Source organism: Nocardiopsis sp. MG754419 (assembly GCF_018207095.1).
Classification (GTDB): Bacteria; Actinomycetota; Actinomycetes; order Streptosporangiales; family Streptosporangiaceae; genus Nocardiopsis.
In genome coordinates, this window is record NZ_QOCZ01000029.1 from 1 (window position 1) to 19,022 (window position 19,022).

14 protein-coding genes are annotated in these 19,022 nt (G+C 72.4%); 5 read left to right on the forward strand and 9 right to left on the reverse strand.

Annotated features, from left to right (window positions below; all coding sequences use genetic code 11):
• The 7 genes from DSY14_RS08415 to DSY14_RS08445 all read right to left on the reverse strand — a co-directional run.
• On the reverse strand, positions 1-964 hold a 964-nt coding region (locus DSY14_RS08415; RefSeq protein WP_211715918.1), incomplete at its 3' end, for a serine/threonine-protein kinase.
• A gap of 129 nt (positions 965-1,093) precedes the next feature.
• Positions 1,094-1,786 carry a potassium channel family protein gene (locus tag DSY14_RS08420; RefSeq protein ID WP_211715919.1) on the reverse strand — a complete coding sequence of 231 codons (693 nt, stop codon included), beginning with the start codon at positions 1,784-1,786 and terminating at the stop codon, positions 1,094-1,096.
• 53 nt (positions 1,787-1,839) lie between these two features.
• Positions 1,840-4,080 carry a serine/threonine-protein kinase gene (locus tag DSY14_RS08425; protein ID WP_211715920.1) on the reverse strand — a complete coding sequence of 747 codons (2,241 nt, stop codon included), beginning with the start codon at positions 4,078-4,080 and terminating at the stop codon, positions 1,840-1,842.
• Positions 4,081-4,212: 132 nt separating this feature from the next.
• Positions 4,213-5,544 carry a hypothetical protein gene (locus DSY14_RS08430; RefSeq protein ID WP_211715921.1) on the reverse strand — a complete coding sequence of 444 codons (1,332 nt, stop codon included), beginning with the start codon at positions 5,542-5,544 and terminating at the stop codon, positions 4,213-4,215.
• Complete coding sequence (locus DSY14_RS08435; protein ID WP_211715922.1) at positions 5,534-7,495, reverse strand: hypothetical protein; 1,962 nt, start codon at positions 7,493-7,495, stop codon at positions 5,534-5,536. The genes DSY14_RS08430 and DSY14_RS08435 overlap by 11 nt, the downstream gene beginning before the upstream one ends.
• 359 nt (positions 7,496-7,854) lie before the next feature.
• The gene (gene acnA, locus DSY14_RS08440) at positions 7,855-10,578 is read right to left on the reverse strand and encodes an aconitate hydratase AcnA (protein ID WP_307851167.1); all 2,724 of its coding nucleotides are present in this window, start codon (positions 10,576-10,578) and stop codon (positions 7,855-7,857) included.
• Between the two features lie 376 nt (positions 10,579-10,954).
• The gene (locus tag DSY14_RS08445; protein ID WP_211715924.1) at positions 10,955-11,890 is read right to left on the reverse strand and encodes an LLM class F420-dependent oxidoreductase; all 936 of its coding nucleotides are present in this window, start codon (positions 11,888-11,890) and stop codon (positions 10,955-10,957) included.
• Positions 11,891-12,029: 139 nt separating this feature from the next.
• Between DSY14_RS08445 and DSY14_RS08450 the strand changes: the two genes are divergently transcribed.
• The 5 genes from DSY14_RS08450 to DSY14_RS08470 all read left to right on the forward strand — a co-directional run bounded on the left by DSY14_RS08450 (position 12,030) and on the right by DSY14_RS08470 (position 16,961).
• Entirely contained in the window at positions 12,030-12,620 is a 591-nt protein-coding gene (locus DSY14_RS08450; RefSeq protein ID WP_211715925.1) for an RNA polymerase sigma factor, read from the forward strand.
• Positions 12,617-13,417 (forward strand): zf-HC2 domain-containing protein, encoded by an 801-nt coding sequence (locus DSY14_RS08455; protein WP_211715926.1) that lies wholly within the window; start codon positions 12,617-12,619, stop codon positions 13,415-13,417. The genes DSY14_RS08450 and DSY14_RS08455 overlap by 4 nt, the downstream gene beginning before the upstream one ends.
• Positions 13,414-14,295 carry an ATP-binding cassette domain-containing protein gene (locus DSY14_RS08460; protein ID WP_211715927.1) on the forward strand — a complete coding sequence of 294 codons (882 nt, stop codon included), beginning with the start codon at positions 13,414-13,416 and terminating at the stop codon, positions 14,293-14,295. The genes DSY14_RS08455 and DSY14_RS08460 overlap by 4 nt, the downstream gene beginning before the upstream one ends.
• 65 nt (positions 14,296-14,360) lie before the next feature.
• A complete protein-coding gene (locus DSY14_RS08465; protein ID WP_211715928.1) occupies positions 14,361-15,809 on the forward strand; it encodes a hypothetical protein in 1,449 nt (482 codons plus the stop codon).
• Positions 15,810-16,028: 219 nt separating this feature from the next.
• Positions 16,029-16,961, forward strand: a complete 933-nt coding sequence (locus DSY14_RS08470) for a DMT family transporter (RefSeq protein ID WP_211715929.1) — start codon at positions 16,029-16,031, stop codon at positions 16,959-16,961.
• A gap of 38 nt (positions 16,962-16,999) precedes the next feature.
• Here DSY14_RS08470 and DSY14_RS08475 read toward each other — a convergent pair whose 3' ends face one another.
• Together DSY14_RS08475 and DSY14_RS08480 are read right to left on the reverse strand one after the other, a co-directional pair.
• Positions 17,000-17,386 (reverse strand): DUF427 domain-containing protein, encoded by a 387-nt coding sequence (locus tag DSY14_RS08475; protein WP_211715930.1) that lies wholly within the window; start codon positions 17,384-17,386, stop codon positions 17,000-17,002.
• A 328-nt stretch (positions 17,387-17,714) separates the two neighbouring features.
• Positions 17,715-19,019: a class I SAM-dependent RNA methyltransferase gene (locus DSY14_RS08480; RefSeq protein ID WP_211715931.1), complete on the reverse strand. Its 1,305-nt coding sequence runs from the start codon at positions 19,017-19,019 to the stop codon at positions 17,715-17,717.
• Between the last annotated feature and the right edge of the window lie 3 nt (positions 19,020-19,022).

Genomic DNA, 19,022 nt, shown 5'->3' on the forward strand with positions numbered 1-19,022 from the left:
GCGGAGGGGTGTGCGGGACCGGGGAGAACCCCTGACCCGCGGGGGGCAGGACACTGGAGTGCCGCGGCCCCTCCCCCGCTCCTCCCATGCGTCCTTGGGGCTCCGCCGGGTCGACCGCCTCGTGGGGTCCCGAGCCCGTCGGGGCCGCGCGGAGGGGTGCGGTGCCCGCCACCAGGTGGCCCAGCAGCGTCCGCGCGTCGGGGCGCGCCTCCGGATCCTTGTCCAGACAGGCCAGGACGGTCGCCAGGAGCGCCCCGGACAGGTCACCGGTGTCGGGTTCACCGCCCAGGACCCGGGCGATGCGGGCGGCCTGGCTCGGCCCGGGGAAGGCCTCCCTGCCCGTGGCGGCGAACACCATGACCGCGCCCCAGGAGAACACGTCCACGGGGGTGCCGACGCGCATGCCCTCCAACTGTTCGGGCGCCATGTACCCGACCGTCCCGACGATGCCGCTGGCGGTGACGGAGGTGGACTCCAGCGCGCGGGCGATGCCGAAGTCGATCACCCGCGGGCCGTCCGGCGCGAGCATGATGTTGTCCGGTTTCAGGTCACGGTGGACCACACCGCTCGCGTGGATGGCCGCCAACGCCGTGGCGGTGGACACGGCCAGCCGCAGCAGGTCGCCGCCGGCGCGGGGACCGCCCGTGGAGACCGCCTGTTGCAGGGTGGGGCCGTCGATGTACTCGGAGGCGATCCAGGGCTGGTCGGCCTCGGCGTCGGCGTCGAGGATCTCGGCCACGCAGAAACCGCTGACGCTGCGCGCCTGCTCCACCTCGGCGGCGAACCGTCGCCGCATGTCCTGGTCGCGGGACCAACTCGCGTGCAGCAGCTTGATCGCCGCACGGGCCCCGTCCTCGGTCTCACCGAGGAAAACCTCTCCGAATCCGCCGCGGCCCAGCCGCCGGACCAGCCGGTATCGGCCGACCGTGTGTCCAGGGTCGACTTTCTCCGTGGCCTCGCTCACGAAGCAGCCTTTCTCAGGTTGGGCGTTCTCAGGGGGTGCCCGGGCGCGGGGGCCGCACGGACGAGCACACCCGGGTGATTCATGAGAGGGGTCTCACGTTCACCCGGAACACGATCCGATGCTGACTCGTTACGGTACGTCCCGGTCAGGGGGGTGGGGACGCCGACCGACATAGGCACCCACGAGGCGCCCGATGACGGTGGTGATGAAGAGGGTACCGAGAACCGCTTGCAGTGCGGACAGGGCCCGCCCCCAGGAGGAGACGGCGACGATGTCGCCGTAGCCGAGGGTCGCCAGGGTGACGTAGGAGAAGTAGACGAGCTGCTGCCAGGGCACCGGCGCGTCGGGGTGGGCCTGGTCGAAGTAGGTGCCCGGGACCAGCGTCTCCAGCACACCGTGGAGGGCGCCGAAGAACCCGCCCAGGAGCAGGTAGACGCACACGGCGGCGAGCACGAGGTCGAGTTCGTGGGTACGGCCGCGCACGTAGACGAAGCGGAGCAGCGCGGACATGACGCAGACGAGGAAGAGCGCCAGGGAGGACAGGGAGACCACCAGGGCGATCCCGTCCCGGTCACCGAGCAGGACCCACGCCGAGGAGAGGATCAGGGCGGCGCCGGTGACCACCACCGGCGCCGTCCGTCGACGCGTGCCCCGCACCACCCGGAACGCCGTGAGCGCGGCCCCGACGTAGGCGGCCAGGTAGAGGGCGGCCCACGCGGGACCGAGCAGGGTCACGGGGTAGCCGAACTGCACCAGGACGAGGAAGAGCAGGAACCACCCGAGGGTGACCGCGTGCCTGTCGACCCCCGCGTCGTCGCTCATGGTGACCACTCTGCCACCCGGGGGCACGATCGTGGGGCGACGCCTCGCCCGGGTCAGCCCGAGGTGATCCGCCGGGCGCGATCGAGGTCGGTACGGATCCGGTCCACCCCGCTGGTGAGCTGCGGCAGCTGTTGACGCGAGTGCTTGAGTTCCATGACCCGTTGCGCCTGGCGGGCGGCGCCGCCGCACATCACCCAGATCGTCGCGGTGATACCGAGGAACCCGACCAGTGCGAGCACGCCCACGGAGACCAGGGTGGCGGCGAGGTCACCCCTCTCGGCCAGACCGAGCACGAATCCGATGGGCAGCGCCACGATGCCGTACTTGCACCACTGGGCGGCCCGATGCATGCGCCGCTGGAACGTCACCTTCTCCTCCAGCGCCGAGTGCGCCCCGGAGACCTCCGAGTAGCGGCCCTCCCAGTAGCGGCGTTGGCGGGCCAGCGCCTGGACGGTGGGCATGGCCGCGTGCACGGCGGCGGCGTACCCGGCGGAGTCGGGAGGCTCGGCGCCGATCACCGACCGCCACAGGATGTCGACCCAGTCGGCCACTCCACGGTCACGGCCGTCCGCGGGCGGGGAGATCTCGTCCGGGTTGAGGAGGAAGGCCATGACCAACGCCGGGTTGACCGTGACCTGGGTGGACCGCCAGCCCTCCAGGTCCTCCGCGAGTCTGGCGCACAGGGCGTTGCCGGCCCGCTCGGCCCGGTCCAGGTCGTCGGCCAGGCGCTGGTGCGCGCCGGGTTCGGGACCGTGGTGCGAGCCGAGGATGCGCAGAAGGTGCGGGCGGGCCAGGAGCACCATCTCGTTGGCCTGCGGCGCGCCGGTGAGCAGGGGACGCGGGTCGGCGAAGCGTCCGCGCAGGTCGCTCATGGCGACGGCACGGCCACGGAAGACCGGTGGCAGATCGGGGCGCAGTTGGGCGACGAAGGAGGCCACGGCCAGGTTGGCGTCGCCGACCTGGCGCCGGAACAGGGACCGGTCGACGGTGGAGTCGTCCAGGTCGTCGATGATCCAGGCCCCCAGCACGGCCCGTTCGGTGGAGTCGTTGAAGACCCGGACGGCGGCGGACCAGTTGCGCTGCATGGCCTCGGCGAGACCGCCCGGGTCGTGGAAGCGGGCACCGGCGAAGTGGTAGGGCGGTGCGCCGCCAGGGGGAACCGGGGTGTGCCACGAGGAGACCGCGGGGTCCGAGGTGGAGGGACCGGACGGCCCCGTCCCTGCGCGCGAGGGGGTGAACGGTGCCTGCGGGTGCGACGGGGTGCCGGCGTCCGCAGCGGACGCGACCGCGTGCGAGGCCGACGCTCCGGTGGCGTCGACGCCCGCCACACGGGTCGGATCGACCGGAACGATCCCCGTGGGCGGCGCCCCGGCCACCCTGGTCCGGTCCACCCCGACCCGGGTCATGGCGTCCGGCGAGGGGGTGACCGTGGTGGCGTCCGCGGCGACGGAGGGGGCCGGCCCGGAGCCCTCGGCTCGGGTGCGGTGGGCGGGACCGGCGATCAACCGCTGTAGCAGGGTGGCGGCGTCCGGACGGGCCTCGGGCACCTTGGCCAAGCAGTCGGCGAGGACGTCCCCGAGGGGGCCGCCCACGCCGTCCATGTCGGGACCGCCGCCCAGGATGCGGGCGATACGGGCCGCCTGGGTCGGAGCGGGAAAGGCCTCCCGGCCCGTGGCGGCGAACACCATCACCGCGGCCCACGAGAACACGTCCACGGCAGCGGTCAGGCGGGCGCCCTCCAGCTGTTCGGGGGCCATGTAGCCGATGGTGCCGACCACGCCGCTGGCGGTCACCGAGGTCGCCTCCACCGCACGGGCGATGCCGAAGTCGATCACCCGCGGGCCGTCCGGCGCGAGCATGATGTTGTCCGGCTTGAGGTCACGGTGCACCACCCCGGCGGAGTGGATGGCGGCCAACGCCGTGGCGGTGGACACGGCCAGGCGCTGCAGTTCGGTGCCGGTACGCGGGCCGTCGTTCTGCACGGAGTCCTGGAGCGTGGGCCCGTCGATGTACTCGGAGGCGATCCAGGGCCGATCGGTCTCCACGTCGGCGTCGAGGATCCGGGCGACGCAGAACTCGCTCACCCGGCGCGCCTGCTCCACCTCGGCGGCGAACCGTCGCCGCATGTCCTGGTCGCCGGACCAGCTCACGTGCAGCAGCTTGACCGCCGCGCGCGTCCCGTCCTCGGCCTCACCGAGGAACACCTCGCCGAATCCACCGCGCCCCAGGGACCGCAGCAGCCGGTAACCACCGACCACGCGTTCCTGCGTGTCCTGGCTCCGGGGGTCGTCCACAGCCTGCCCCGTCTCTCGCTCGTCGTGTCTCCCTCAGGCCCGGCAGGGCCTCCCCCTGTCAGGGTGTCACAAGGATGGGACCGCCCATGCCCCGCCGCGGTTCCCCCGCGGGGCGGATCCGATGTCGGGTCGTTACCGACGACCGGAGTGATCTCCCCGCAGGATCCGGTCGACGAGATCGTCCCGGAGCGTGCCGTAGCCGGTCGCCGACCACACGCTCTCGTCGGCGGGCACCTCGTAGTAGGGGACGGTTCCCCCGTCGCGTTCGGCGGGCAGCACCGTGGGTCGGACCCGGTCGCGCACCGCGCGGGCGCACTCGGCGCACAGGGGCACCCGGATGGTGCGGGAGCCGCCGAACTCGCGCCACCGGACCTGCCGGGTGCCGGTGCCGTGCAGGGGGTTGGCGTAGCAGTGCCGTCGCGGGGTGCGCCGCCCGGCCAGGGCGTCCTCGGCCCGGTCCAGCAGAACGAGGACCCCCACGGCGTCGGGCAGGGTGGGTCCCGCGGCGATCATGCGGTCGTGGACCCGCGCCGCGGCGTCGCGCGCGTCCAGCGCCCGGGACAGGTGCTGTGGCTCGGCCGCGCCGTCGGCCTGGAGCCGCTCCCCCAGCTCGATGAGGTCGCGCTCGCCGTGTTCGACGATCGACTCCAACCGGGCGCGCTCGGCGTTGTCGAACGCGGCGTGCTGGGCGACGGGGGTCGGTCGACGACGAGCGCCCGCGGTCGACCGGGACCCGCCACGGGCACGGAATCGGAACAGGAGGATCGCGAGCGCCACCAGGACGACCGCGGCGACCGCACCGAGGATCACGGGGATCGGAGCACCGACCGGAGACGCGGCCGAGGGCGGGGAGGTCCCCGACCGGTCGTGGTAGGCCTCCATCGCCGCCTCGTAGGCGGCCTCGGGGTCCTCGGACAGGGCCGCCTCGACGGCCGCCTCCACCTGGGTGGGAATGAGCTGCTGTCCGCCCATGCTCTCGTAGCGCGCCGCGAGCGCGCCGTGGAAGGCGGGTTTGCTCCAGTCGTCGGAGGCCACGCCCAGATCCTGGCCGTCCATGTCGCCGCGGCGGTCGTACAGGAGGTAGTGGCGTTCCCCACCGCCCATACGGTCGTGGACGGCGGCGGCCAGGGACGAGGTCTCGCCGTTCCAGGCGTCGCCCTCCACGAGGGGGACGACGATGACGTACAGGTCGAGGTCGCCCTCCTCGATCAGCCCGATGACGCGTTCACGCGCCTCGGTGGAGAAGGCGTCCTCGTAGACCGGGTCGACGTGGACGGGCGACGCGGAGAGGCCCTCGGCGATGGCCTCCGCACGGGTACCGCCGGACTCGGGCGTCTCCTCCGCGGAGTCGGTGTCGGCCGCGGCGACCGGCGCGCACACCAACGCGCCGGCCAGGGCCAGGGGTGTCACCAGGGCCCGGAGCACCGCCCAGGGGCTCCGGAGCGGGCGCGGATCAGTGGACACGGTTCTCCTCGAGTAGCAGTGCGATCATCCGCTTCGGCCCGTTCGCGCCGAAGGAGTGTCGGATCCACGGATCCTTCGTCCTGGCCCGGTAGGAACGCCCGGCGCCGCCGGAACCCAACCTCAGCACCCTCGCGACCCGTTCGGCGTCCGTGAGCCGGGCGCAGGAGGAGCACAGGGGCACACGGCCGCCGCCGACACGGGAGTGGGCCCGTTCGGTGGCGAACGCGTGCAGCGGATCCACGACGCAGGGGTCGGTGCCGGCGTCGGGGTCTCGGGCCACGGCGCACACCCGCCGGGCCAGGACCGCGGTGCCCAGGAGGTCGAGGTCGCCGAGGTCCCGTTCCGCGTACATGAGCACGACCTCCGCCTGGGGCATGAACACCGCGGGGATCCGCTCCGGTTCTTGGTCGACCAGGACGCGCACGCGTTCGGCCTCACGGAGGGCGAGACGGCGCAGTGCGCGCCGTCCCAGGGTGCGCGTGCCACCGCCCTCACGGCGCTGTCGCACGAGGAAGAGGGTGAGGTGGGTCAGACCGATCAGGCACAGGGCCAGGAGAGGCCCGAGGAACAGGGATCCGGGAAGGAGTCCCTCGCCGCCGGCGAAACGCTCGGCGCGGGGGCCGGGAAGGTTCGGTTCACGGTCGGCGAAGAGCGGCTCGAACCCGTCACCGGTACCGAACTCCAGGTCCGCCAGGTCGGCCACGGCCAGCTCCAGGGCGGCCGCCGCGGTCGGTTCCTCGTTGCGGCTCAGGGGCGACCACAGGGCGAACCCGTCGATCCGCAGCCCGCGCACGGCGGCGCCGACGTCGGGGGCGTCGGTCCTGGGACCGACGACGAGGTACACGCCGTCCCGCTCGGCGACCGACGCCACCGCGGCCGCCAGGACCTCGGCGTCGCCACCGGACTCGTCGTCGTAGTGCAGGGGCACCACGGCCGCGTACACGGGGACGGAGGCGTCGTCGAGCACCGCGGGGATCCGCGCCAGGCCCGTACGGTCCAGCGGCGTCAACGGGTCGACGTACAGCGGGTCCTCGGCCAGTTCCGCGGCCAGACGCTCGGCCCGGTCCGTGGTGGCGACGTACGGGGCCTCCAGGCGGACCAGTTCCTCGGGGTCGGCGATCTCCGCTCCCCCGGTCGGCGCACTCATGGTGTACGTGTGGCCCGCGCCCACGGTCAGGCCGGCCGCGGTCAGGGACACCAGCACGGTGACGACCGGGAGCACCCGGCGACCGCGCCGTGCCGACAGCCAGGCACCCCAGCCACCGACGATCACCAGGGCCGATCCCGCGGTGCCCACCAGCAGGCCGAGGTTGGCGGGGCCGTTGAAGCTGGTGGGGTCGATGTCCGCGAGGAAGCCCTCCGGTCTGCTCTCCCGCTCCGTCGGCGGTGGTTCCTCCCCGGCCAGTCCGGCCGCCATGACCCGCGCCACCTCGTCCGCGGGGGCTCCGTACAGTTCCGCCTCGCGGACGGCGTCACGCGCGCCGGCCTCCGACAGGTCGACCCCGTGGATCCCGATCTCGGTGAACCCGCCCGACGGCGGCAGGATCACGTACAGGCCGTCCGCACCGAGCCGGTCGTACACCGCGGGCAGGACCTCGCCCATGCCCCCGGGGGTGCCCGCGCCCAGGAAGGGGGTGACCACCACGTGGTGGGGGACCCCCAGGGGCGCGAAGGCGGCGTGGATCCGGTCGGCCAGCTCCTCGTGCGCGGTCATGCCGCCCACGGCGTCGTCCACCACGACGGTCGCGCCCTCGGGCCGTTCGGCCAGCAGATCGGCGTAGTGCGCGGCGATGGTGGGAGCGTCCTCGTACCGCTCGGCGGCCTCGGGGACGGGTTCGGCGAACGCGGCGGGCGCCCCGGAGCACAGGACGACCAGCACCGCCGCGCACAGGGACAGGACTCTGTGCGGTGGGCGCGGGAATCGACGGGGGGCTCGCGGGGACGGAGGCATGCGCCGATACTAGCCCGAATCATCCGAATCCGCCCGGGCCCCTTCCTGGTCAACGGTGGTGCGCTCGGCACGGGTCCGGCGCGGGCGCAACGCCGCCACGGGCCCGGAGAGGATCGCCGCCCCGCCACCGAACGTCCGGCCGCGACGTCGGACCCTGCACGCACGAAGGGCCGCCACCGTCGGTCGGACGGTGGCGGCCCCTGAACCGCGTGTCGTGCCTCTCGGGCCCGGCGCGGAGTCCGTGGCGCGTGACGCCCCGGCGGTGTCCTCACGGGCCCGCGCTCGCGCTACGGACCCGTGTTCGGGCGCCCATCGGCACCCGAACAGGCGGACACCCCCGGTGGTGCCGAGAACGGACCCTAGCCGGCGATCAGCTGACGCAGCACGTACTGCAGGATGCCGCCGTTGCGGTAGTAGTCGGCCTCACCCGGGGTGTCGATCCGCACCACGGCGTCGAACTCGACACCGGTGTCGGTGGTGACCTTCACCGTGGTGGGGACGCGACCCTCGTTGAGCTCGGTCACACCGGTGACGGAGAAGGTCTCCTCGCCGGTCAGACCGAGGGAGTCGGCGGAGGAGCCCTCCGGGAACTGCAGCGGAAGGACGCCCATGCCGATGAGGTTGGAGCGGTGGATGCGCTCGTAGGACTCGGTGATGACCGCGCGCACGCCCAGCAGGCTGGTGCCCTTGGCCGCCCAGTCACGCGAGGAACCGGAGCCGTACTCCTTGCCGCCCAGGACGACCAGCGGGGTCCCCTGCTCGGCGTAGTTCTGCGCGGCGTCGTAGATGAACGAGACCGGGCCGTCCGCCTGGGTGAAGTCGCGGGTGTAGCCGCCCTCGGTGCCCGGCGCGATCTGGTTGCGCAGACGGATGTTGGCGAACGTACCGCGGATCATCACCTCGTGGTTGCCGCGACGCGAACCGTAGGAGTTGAAGTCGCGACGCTCCACACCGTGGGCCTTGAGGTACTCGGCCGCCGGGGTGCCCGGCTTGATGGCACCGGCCGGGGAGATGTGGTCCGTGGTGACGGAGTCGCCCAGCTTGGCCAGGACCCGGGCCCCGGTGATGTCGGTGACCGGAGCGGGCGTCTGGCCCATGCCCTCGAAGTACGGGGGCTTGCGGACGTAGGTCGACTCGCCCTCCCACTCGAAGGTGTTACCGGTCGGGGTGGGCAGCGCGCGCCAACGGTCGTCACCGGCGAACACGTCCGCGTAGGCGGACTCGTACATGTCGGAGGCGATCGCGGAGTCCATGACCTCCTGGATCTCCTCGGCGGTCGGCCAGACGTCGGCCAGGTAGACCGGCTCACCGTCACTGCCCAGACCCAGGGGCTCGGTGGTGATGTCGATGTCCATGGAACCGGCCAGCGCGTAGGCGACCACCAGCGGCGGCGAGGCCAGGTAGTTCATCTTCACGTCCGGGTTGATCCGGCCCTCGAAGTTACGGTTGCCGGACAGGACCGCGGTGACCGCGAGGTCGTTGTCCTGGACCGCCTGCGAGATCTCCTCGGGCAGCGGGCCCGAGTTGCCGATGCAGGTGGTGCAGCCGTAACCGACCAGGTTGAAGCCCAGCTTGTCCAGGTACGGGGTCAGGCCGGAGCGCTCGTAGTAGTCGGTGACGACCTTGGAGCCCGGGGCCATCGAGGTCTTGACCCACGGCTTGCGGGACAGGCCCTTCTCCACGGCCTTCTTGGCCAGCAGGGCGGCGCCCAGCATGACCGAGGGGTTGGAGGTGTTGGTGCAGGAGGTGATCGCGGCGATCACCACGGCGCCGTGGTCGACCTCGGTCTTGGTGCCGTCGGCCATGGTGACCGGCGCCGGACGGTGCGGGCGCGCGCCGTTGGCGGACTGGGCCGGGGCGTCGGAGGCCGGGAAGGACTCCTCGCCGGCCTCGTCGACGTCGTCCTCGACGTAGTTGCGGACGTCGTGACGCCAGGTCGGCTTGGCCTCGGACAGCGCGATGCGGTCCTGCGGGCGCTTGGGGCCGGCGATGGAGGGGACGACCTCGGCGAGGTCGAGCTCCAGGTACTCGGAGAACTCGGGCTCGTTGGCCGGGTCGTGCCAGAAGCCGTTGGCCTTGGCGTAGGCCTCGGTCAGCGCGACCTGCTGCTCGGAGCGGCCGGTCAGGCGCATGTACCGGATGGTCTCGTCGTCGACCGGGAAGGTCGCGGCGGTGGAGCCGAACTCGGGGCTCATGTTGCCGATGGTGGCGCGGTTGGCCAGCGGCACCGACGAGACGCCCTCGCCGTAGAACTCGACGAACTTGCCGACCACACCGTGCTCGCGGAGCTTCTCGGTGATGGTGAGCACCAGGTCGGTGGCGGTGGTGCCGGGCTTGAGCTCACCGGTCAGCTTGAAGCCGACCACGCGCGGGATGAGCATGGAGATCGGCTGACCGAGCATCGCGGCCTCGGCCTCGATGCCGCCCACGCCCCAGCCCAGGATGCCCAGGCCGTTCTGCATGGTGGTGTGCGAGTCGGTGCCGACGCAGGTGTCGGGGTAGGCCTGGCCGTTGCGGGACATGGTGACGCGGGCCAGGTGCTCGATGTTGGCCTGGTGCACGATGCCGGTGCCGGGCGGAACGACCTTGAACTCGTCGAAGGCGGTCTGTCCCCAGCGCAGGAACTTGTAGCGCTCGTAGTTGCGCTCGTACTCGATCTCGACGTTGCGCTCGAAGGCGTCGGGGCGACCGAAGAGGTCGACGACGACGGAGTGGTCGATCACGAGCTCGGCGGGGGCGAGCGGGTTGATCTTGTCCGGGTCGCCGCCCATGTCGCGGACGGCCTCGCGCATGGTGGCGAGGTCGACGACGCACGGGACGCCGGTGAAGTCCTGCATGATCACCCGCGCGGGGGTGAACTGGATCTCCTGGTTGGGCTGGGCCTTGGCGTCCCAGCCACCCAGGGCCCTGATGTGCGCGGCGGTGACGTTCGCGCCGTCCTCGGTGCGCAGAAGGTTCTCCAGGAGCACCTTCAGGCTGTAGGGAAGACGGCTGGAACCCTCGACGGTGTCCAACCGGAAGATCTCGTACGACTCGTCGCCAACGCGCAACGTGTCACGGGCGCCGAAGCTGTTCGCGGACACGGTGTCTGCCTCCTGATCTCGCCACTTTGTCCCCAGCATCCTGCCCCATGGGGTGGATGCGGGACCTACTGAGGCCGCCCTAACCGGATTCCCGGGGCGCGGAGGGCACGGTCCCGTGCCCTCGTCGCCTCAGGGATCCTGCAGGACCGCTGTGACCGGCGACGACGCCACATCGTCGCCGGTGGTGCGACCCATCGGCCGCAGGCGTCCACACGTTCGGGGCGGAACGCCGAAAAGCGGTCGACCTCACACGCCCGAACCGGGGGCGGGGCGGGGGGAGCCCCGCTATATCTTGATGTCAAGGTATCCAACTTGTATCTCGATATCAAGTTATCGGGCGCTCCCCACCCGTACGGGCACCCCCGACCACGACCGATCAGTCCAGGCGCGGGGCCACCGCGGAGGCCACCAACTCCAGGTGATCGAGATCGGTCATGTCCAGGACCTGCAGGTACATCCTCTCAGCACCCACGGCACCGAACCGACCGATCTTGTCCACGACCTCCTCCGGGGTGCCCGCCAGGCCGTTGCGACGCAGCTCGTCGACGTCCCGGCCGATGACGGCGGCGCGTTTGGCCACCTCCGCCTCGTCACGCCCCACGCACAGCACCTGGGCGGCCGAGTACGTCATCGGCGTGGTCCGTCCGGACGCCCGGACCGCCTCCGCCGTGCGCTCGAACGCCGCGTCGGTGTCCTCCAGCGAGGCGAACGGAACGTTGTACTCGTCGGCGAACTTGGCCGCCAGGCGCGGGGTGCGCTTGGGCCCGGTCCCCCCGATGAGCACCGGCGGACGCGGCCCCTGCTGCGGTTTGGGCAGCGCGGGCCCCTCCGCGAACCGGTAATGACGACCCTCGTAGCGAAAGGTCTCCCCCGCCGGGGTCGACCACAACCCGGTGATGACGTCCAGCTGCTCCTCGTAGCGGTCGAAGCGCTCGCGGGCCGAGGCGGGGAAGGGGATGCCGTAGACGGCGTGCTCGTGCTCGAACCACCCCGCGCCGAAACCGAACTCGACCCGGCCGCCGCTCATGCGATCCACCTGGGCGACGGAGATGGCGAGGGGGCCGGGGTGGCGGAAGGTCGCCGCGGTCATGAGGGTGCCCAGACGGATACGGGAGGTGTCCCGGGCCAGACCGGCCAGGGTGATCCAGGCGTCCGTCGGGCCGGGAAGCCCGCTCACGTGGTCGCCCATGTGGAGGAAGTGATCGGAACGGAACAGCGCGTCGAACTCCAGGTCCTCGGCGGCCCTGGCGACGGCGAGCTGGTCATCGTAGGTGGCCCCTTGTTGGGGCTCAAGGAAGATCCTCAGACGCATACGCCCCATTTTCTCCCACCCCCGCCGGCATTCTCGCATCCGCCGCGCGGGTACCGTCGAAAAGGCGTGGTCAGAGCCGTGCGAACCCGCCTCCCACGCCGCCGAACCGTTCCCGCCCCTCCTCGCGATAGCCCACCACGTGAAGTTCCTGCGCCGCGCCCGACAGCGCGCCCCCGAATACGGACCCGACAGCCCCGACCCGGTGCTGTTGACGGCCGTGGCCGCCGGGGAGACCGACGCCCTGGAGATCCTGCACCGCAGACACGCTCCCTGGCTGCGCGCACGCCTGCGCTACCGCTGTTCGGACCCCGACCAACTGGACGCCGCGCTCCAGGAGACCTTCCTGGCGGTGTGGCGCAACGCCGGTTCCTTCCGCCCCCGCCCCGGTGACACGGACGCCGGGGCGTGGTTGTGGACCATCGCGATCCGCCAGCTCATCTCACAACTGCGCAAACGCGCCAACCGCTGGATCGCGGAGAAGGAACCCGAACCGTACGAGACCATCGGCGACGCCTCCGCCGAGGACACCGTGCTCCTCAACATCGAGCACGGTCCTCTCGGAGCCGCCCTGCACGAACTCTCCCCCGAGCTGCGTTCGGCCATACAGGCGACCGTGCTCGACGGCCTGACCGTCCGCGAGGCCGCGGAGATCCTCCAGATACCCGAGGGAACCGTCAAGACACGGGTCATGCGCGCGAAGGCGCGTCTACGGGAGGCACTGACCACATGAGCTGGCACCTGACCCACGACCAACTCCACCGTTACGCGACCCACACCGCCGACGACGTCACCGCCATGTCCGCGGAGGCCCACCTGACGCACTGCTCCCACTGCCGCGACCGACTGCCCACCGACGAGGCCTGGCTCGAACGCAGCTGGGCCGACCTGCGCGACATCGTGGACCGCCCCCGACCCTCCCCGCTCGAACGCCTGCTGACCGCGCTGGGGCTCCGAGAGCACACCGCCACACTGCTGGCCGCGACCCCGACCCTGTACCGGGCCTGGCTGGCGGCCACCGTGATCGTGCTGGCGGCCACACTGGCCCTGGCCCACGAGATCCCGCGCGGCACCCTGCTGTTCGCCTGCACCGCCCCGGTGGTACCGCTGGTCGGGGTCGCCCTCGCCTACGGCCGGGGGGTGGACCCGGCGCACAGTCTGGCCTCGGTCACGCCGTGGGCCGGCCCCCGACTGCTGCTCCTGCGGACCTGCGCGGTGCTGGCGCCCGCGTTGACCCTCTGCACGATCGCGGCCCTGCTGATGCCCGCGGTCACCACCGTCCACGAGACCGTCTTCTGGCTGTTGCCCGCCCTGGCGATGGTCGCCGGCTGCCTGGCCCTGGGCCGGTGGATGCACCTGAGCATGGCCGGCGGCGTGATCGGCGGCGGCTGGCTCCTGCTCCTGACCGTGTGCACGCTCCTCGACGGCACCGACCCGCTGCAGGTGTTCTCCCCCCTGGCCCAGGCAGGCTGGGCCACCGCGCTGGCCCTGCTGGCCGCGGTCATCGCTCTCCGTGTGAGGACGGCATGACCACCACGTCCCCGCGGAACGGGGTCCGGGCACGCGGCCTGGTCCGCACCTACGGCACCCGCCGGGCCCTGGACGGGGTCGACCTCGACCTGGGCCCGGGGGTGACCGGGCTGCTCGGGCGCAACGGCGCGGGCAAGACCACCCTCCTGCGCTGTCTGGCCACCGACCTGGAGGCCACCGACGGCGAACTGAGCGTCCTCGGGCGCGACCCCGAACGCGCGGCGGAGCGCACCGAGATCCGCCGTCGGCTCGGGTACCTGCCGCAGAACCCGTCGTTCTACCCGCACTTCACGACGTTCGGTCTGCTCGACTACATGGCCGTCCTCAAGGAGCGCGGCGGTCGACGCGAGCGCCACGACGAGGTGCGCCGGGCACTGCGCCGGGTGGACCTGTACGACCGTCGGCACACCCGGCTGCGTCGCCTGTCCGGCGGAATGCGGCAACGGCTGGGCCTGGCCGCGGCGCTGCTCGGCGACCCCCACCTGCTCCTGCTCGACGAACCCACCATCGGGCTCGACCCCGAACAACGCATCCGCTTCCGTGACCTGGTCTCCGAACTGGCCGTCCACAGCACCGTGCTGCTGTCCACCCACCAGATCGAGGACGTGGCGGCGCTCTGCCGTCGGGTCCTGGTCCTGGACCAGGGACGGGTGATCTTCGACGGAACACCGGCGGCGCTGATCGCCCGCGCCCGAGGACGGGTGTGGGAGCAGGGCACCCGCCCTCCCCGGAACGTGACCTCGTGGCGGCTCGCCGACGGCCGCCACCGGGTCCTGGTCCCCGAGGGCGTCCACAACCCCGACTCGGACGAGCGGGTGCCGGTGGAGCCCTCCCTGGAGGACGCCTACCTCCTCCTGACCGGGGCGGTCCCCCGGTGATCCGCGACGCGTCCCCCCGGTCCAGGGCCACCTTCCGGCGTCTCGTCGTCTTCAACCTGCGTCACATGGTGATCAGCCCGGTCTTCCTCGTCCTGGTGCCGTCGATGTCGGTCCTGGTGTGGATGACGCTCACCACCTCCGGGTTGCCGACGATGGGCGACCTGTTCAACGAGTCGGTGCTGTTCGCGGCCGGTATGGGCGCCACCATGTTCGCGGTCACGACCTTCCCCGCCCTGCGCGAGGTGCGCCACTCCGAGCCCCTGGCGCTGCCCCTGTCCCCGGGCGCCCGGATGGCTGCGCTGGCCTTGGCCGCGATCACGATCACCACCGCGCTGATGGGCGCGTTCATGACGGTGTTCGTGCTGACCGCGCCGGCGCCCATCGCGGGGACCCCGCAACCGGCGGCCTTCGCGGGCGTGTTCGTCATCGGCTGGTGCGGACCCCTCGGGGCGGTGGCCTCGGCCCTGTGGACCCGCTCCTACGCGCCCCTGATCGCGCTCGGGCTCCTGGTGCCCCTGTACCTGGGCTCCTCGCTCCTGGCCATGAGCACCCGCGCGGACGTGATCGTGAACCGCATGGGCGCGGTGTTCACCCTGGGTCTGCAACCCCTGCCGCTCACCTACCCGGACACCCTCGCGACCGCCCTGCTCTACCTGACCCACGCGGTGCTGTCGGTCCTCCTCACGAGTCTGCTCATCCTGGCCGTGCGCCGAAGACCGCGCTTCCTGCGCCCGGTCGCCCTGGGGGCGGTCGGGCTGGCCGGGTTCTGCCTGTTCGGCGTGCACACCCACGCCGAGAACGAGTACTCCTACGACGTCCTGACCGCGAACGCCCGCCCCCGCACCCCCTCCACGGACACGTGCGAGGTCCGCGACGGCCTCACGTACTGTCCGCTGCCCGGTTACGCGTCCTGGGTGGAGGCCTGGCACACGGACCTGGCGCCGGTGCTGGAGGCCCTGCCCGACGACGTGCCCCTGCCCACGGTCTGGCAGGCCAACCTCACCCGACGCGCCGACGTCATGGTCCACCCACCGAGGGACGGCATCGTGCTCAGCGAGCACTGGATCGTCGAGGACGAGCACTACCGCTCCCTGGTGCGCTCGGAACTGGCCGCGCACGCCCTGGGCCTGCCCCTTCCACGGGGGACGGAGTACCCGGGTGTCGGGCAGGCCCGGACCGTGGTGGCCGCCTGGTTGGTGACGCTCGGGGAGGGACTCGACGCGGACGAGGAACTCCGGTCGGCGGAATGGACCCTCATGGACCACGGGACGGACCTGGACGACCTGCGCCTGACCCACGCCGTCCTCTCCCTGCCCGACGAACACGTGGCGGCCGTGGTGACCGAGCACTGGGACACCCTGGCCGCCCCGGAGACCGACACGGCCGTCCTGGCGGAACGGCTGGGGTTGTCACTGGAGGGCCCCGAGGCGATCCCCGCACCCGACTGGCGGCGGAGCCTGTTCGAGCGGGAATGGGTGACCGACGAGGGCTATCGACCCCCGTGGGGCTACTGACCTCGCGCTCCGCGGGCCCCGCCCCCTGCCGCGCGCCCACTCCGCGCTACCGTGGGTCCGTGAACTACTACTGGCACAAGGTCCTGCCGCCTCTGCACGCCTGATCGGGCGCACCGAACGACCTTCCCCGGACTCCGCGGCCCCGCCGACACGGTGAGCGGCCCGTCCGTCGTGCGCCCACACGGCAGTACTCCAGGCGTCGAGACGGAAAGCACGAACGTGCCAGAACACACTTCCTCCATGGCCGACGAACGGTCGAACACCACCCTGTCCCGGCTCGCCGGCGGCCCCCTGCCGATCCTCGGTGCCGCCGTGCTGTGGGGCACCACCGGAACCGCGAGCTCCTTCGCCCCCGCCGGCGCCCATCCGGCGGCCATCGGCTCGGCCGGGCTGGTCCTGGGCGGGATCCTGCTGTTCCTCGTCGGCCGGGGCTCGGTGTCCCTGATCACCCGGTCCGACCGGCGCACCCGGCTGACCCTCCTGCTGGGGGCGGTCGCGGTCGCCGGATACCCCCTGTCCTTCTATCCCGCGGTCGCCCACGCCGGTGTGGCCGTGGGCACCGTCATCACCCTGGGCAGCGCCCCGGTCTTCGCGGGGTTGCTGGCCTGGGTGCTGGAACGGGTCCGACCCAGCGGACGCTGGACGGCCGCGACGGTCGCGGCGGTTCTGGGTTGCGCCGTGCTCGTCCTCGGCCCCGACCTGGTCGGCGCCTCCACCCCGGTGCATCCGCTGGGGGTCCTCCTCGCGTTGGTGGCGGGGTTCTCCTACTCGCTGTACGCGATCATCGCCGAACGCCTGATCCGACGGGGGCACACCTCCGGCGCGGTGATGGGGACGATGTTCGCGGGCGGCGGCGTGCTGGTCCTGCCGGTGGTCCTGGCCACCGGAACGGCGTGGCTGGCCACGGTGAACGGCGCCCTGGTCGCCCTGCACCTGGCCCTGTTCACGGTGTTCCTGGCGTACTGGTTGTTCGGGCACGGGCTGCGGCACACCTCGGCGTCCACCGCCACGACCCTCAGCCTCGCCGAGCCGGCGGTCGCGGCGGTGCTGGGCGTGGCGCTGGTCGGTGAACGGCTTCCCTGGGTGTCCTGGTCCGGGCTGGTCGTCCTGGCCCTGGGGCTGGCCGTCCTCAAGGCGCCCTCCCGGCGCTGATCCGCGCGCCCCGTGCCCTCACCGGCGCGGGGCGCCGCTCAGCCCTCGGGGCGGCCCTCGACCTCGATCCGTACCCGGCCCGGGTAGAACGCGACGTGGTCGGCGATGGCGGCGACCCCGGGGTAGGGCCGTTCGTAGGTCCACACCGCGTCGGCGAGGTCCTCACCCTCCGGCAGGTCGAGATCGTAGTAGGCCGCGGTGCCCTTGAAGGGGCAGTAGGTGGTGGAGGAACTCCGCCTCAGGAGGACAGGGTCCACGTCGGCGAGCGGGACGTACTGGACCGGCCGGTACCGGGCCTCGCGCAGGGTCAGCGCGGTCGTGGTCCGGGCGACCACCCGGTCACCGACCCGCACCGTGACCGGCGCGCCGGTGGGTTCGACGGTGATGGGGTGGTCCTCCCCCGGGTTCCTGCCGTGCAGTGCCATGGACGTGTCCCCTTTCACGGGTGCCCCGCTCCGCCGTGCGGCGGGTCATCGACGCTCCTATGGCCGTTCCCCGGCTCGGCCCGGCGCGAACGTCGGGACGCCGCGCGACTCGTCTCACCGCGCACCGGACGTCCGCGTCCATCCGACCGCGTCGGCGCGGGCCGCGTCGACCCCGGCGATCACCCGGGCGGCACCCATCGGGCCGCAACGGTCGACCGGGGCGCGATCTCCGCCGCCGGGCGACATCGACAACCCGGTCCGCGACCCACGGTGACAAAGGCCGCGGGGCCCCGGGTACTCCGCCCGGGGCCCCGCTCCACGAGGGTCTCTACTCCTCGCCGTCCTCGGCGGCCTCCCGGTGCCGGCGGGCGAGCCGGACCGGTTCGAGCACCGCCAGGCACTCGACGTGGTGGGTCATGGGGAAGGCGTCGAAGGCGCGCAGCCCCACCAACCGGTAGCCGCGGCGATCGAACTCGGCCAGGTCGCGGGCGAGCGTGGCCGGGTCGCAGGAGACGTAGGCGACACGACGCGGCTTCATGCCCGCCACCTTCTGCACGACCTCCTTGCCCGCACCCGCGCGCGGCGGGTCCAGGGCGACCACGTCGGCGCGCACGTCGGCCCACTCGCGCATCTGCTTGTCCACGTCGTTGCGCTCGACCCGCACCTGCGACAGGTCCTTGAGGTTGTACTCGGCATCGCGCACGGCGTTGGCACCGTTCTCCACGCCCATCACGCGCCCCTCGGGGCCCACCCGCTCGGCGAGCGCCCCGGTGAACAGTCCGGCACCGCAGTACAGGTCCAGCGCGGTCTCACCCGGCTTGGGCTCCAGCGCGTCGACGACGGCGGCGCTGAGCGTCTCGGCGGCGGCCGGGTGCACCTGCCAGAACCCGCCGGCGCCGACGCGGTACTCACGTCCGGCGACGTCCTCGCGCACACCCTTGCGTCCGCGCACCGACTGCACGCGTCCGCCCTTGAAGCGGCGCAGCACAGCGCTGGACGCCTTGAGGTCGGGCAGCGCACCGAGCTTGGCGGTGGTCGGGGTGACCACGATGGCGCGGTCGGCGCGCGTGGCCGACGCGACCGCCTCCACGTCCTTGATGTCGTCCCAGCGCCCTTCGGTGACACCGAGCTCGGTGACGCCGGGGTGCGCGATGAGACAACGGTCGATGGGCTCGATGTCGTGCGAGCGGTGGCGGCGCAGCCCGGCGTGGCCGTCGGTGTCGACGGAGAAGCGCACCCGCGTGCGCCAGCCCAGACCGTCGGGGGTGCCGGGCAGTTCCTCCACGTCCACGTCCACGTCGATGCCGGCGATCCGGCTCAGCTGGTCGGCGACGACCTTGCCCTTGAGACGGCGCTGGGCGTCCAGGGAGGCGTGCTGCCAGTCGCAGCCACCGCACATGCCGGGCCCGGAGTAGGGGCAGGGCGCCTCGACCCGGTCGGGAGAGGCGGTGAGCACCTCGATCGCCTCGCCCCGCAGGAAGCGGGTGGTCTGTTCGGTGACCCGCACCCGCACGCGCTCGCCCGGCAGCGCGTGGCGGACGAACACGACCTGTTCGTCGTGGCGTCCCACGCACCAGCCGCCGTGGGCGACGTCCTCGACGGTCATCTCGATCTCGGTGCCTACACGGGCCATGGC

Coding starts and splice junctions, on each gene's coding strand:
- DSY14_RS08420 (WP_211715919.1), bottom strand. CDS start 1,786: ATGAGCGACGACGCGGGGGTCGACAGGCACGCGGTCACCCTCGGGTGG.
- DSY14_RS08435 (WP_211715922.1), bottom strand. CDS start 7,495: ATGCCTCCGTCCCCGCGAGCCCCCCGTCGATTCCCGCGCCCACCGCAC.
- DSY14_RS08445 (WP_211715924.1), bottom strand. CDS start 11,890: ATGCGTCTGAGGATCTTCCTTGAGCCCCAACAAGGGGCCACCTACGAT.
- DSY14_RS08455 (WP_211715926.1), top strand. CDS start 12,617: ATGAGCTGGCACCTGACCCACGACCAACTCCACCGTTACGCGACCCAC.
- DSY14_RS08460 (WP_211715927.1), top strand. CDS start 13,414: ATGACCACCACGTCCCCGCGGAACGGGGTCCGGGCACGCGGCCTGGTC.
- DSY14_RS08465 (WP_211715928.1), top strand. CDS start 14,361: ATGGTGATCAGCCCGGTCTTCCTCGTCCTGGTGCCGTCGATGTCGGTC.
- DSY14_RS08475 (WP_211715930.1), bottom strand. CDS start 17,386: ATGGCACTGCACGGCAGGAACCCGGGGGAGGACCACCCCATCACCGTC.
- DSY14_RS08480 (WP_211715931.1), bottom strand. CDS start 19,019: ATGGCCCGTGTAGGCACCGAGATCGAGATGACCGTCGAGGACGTCGCC.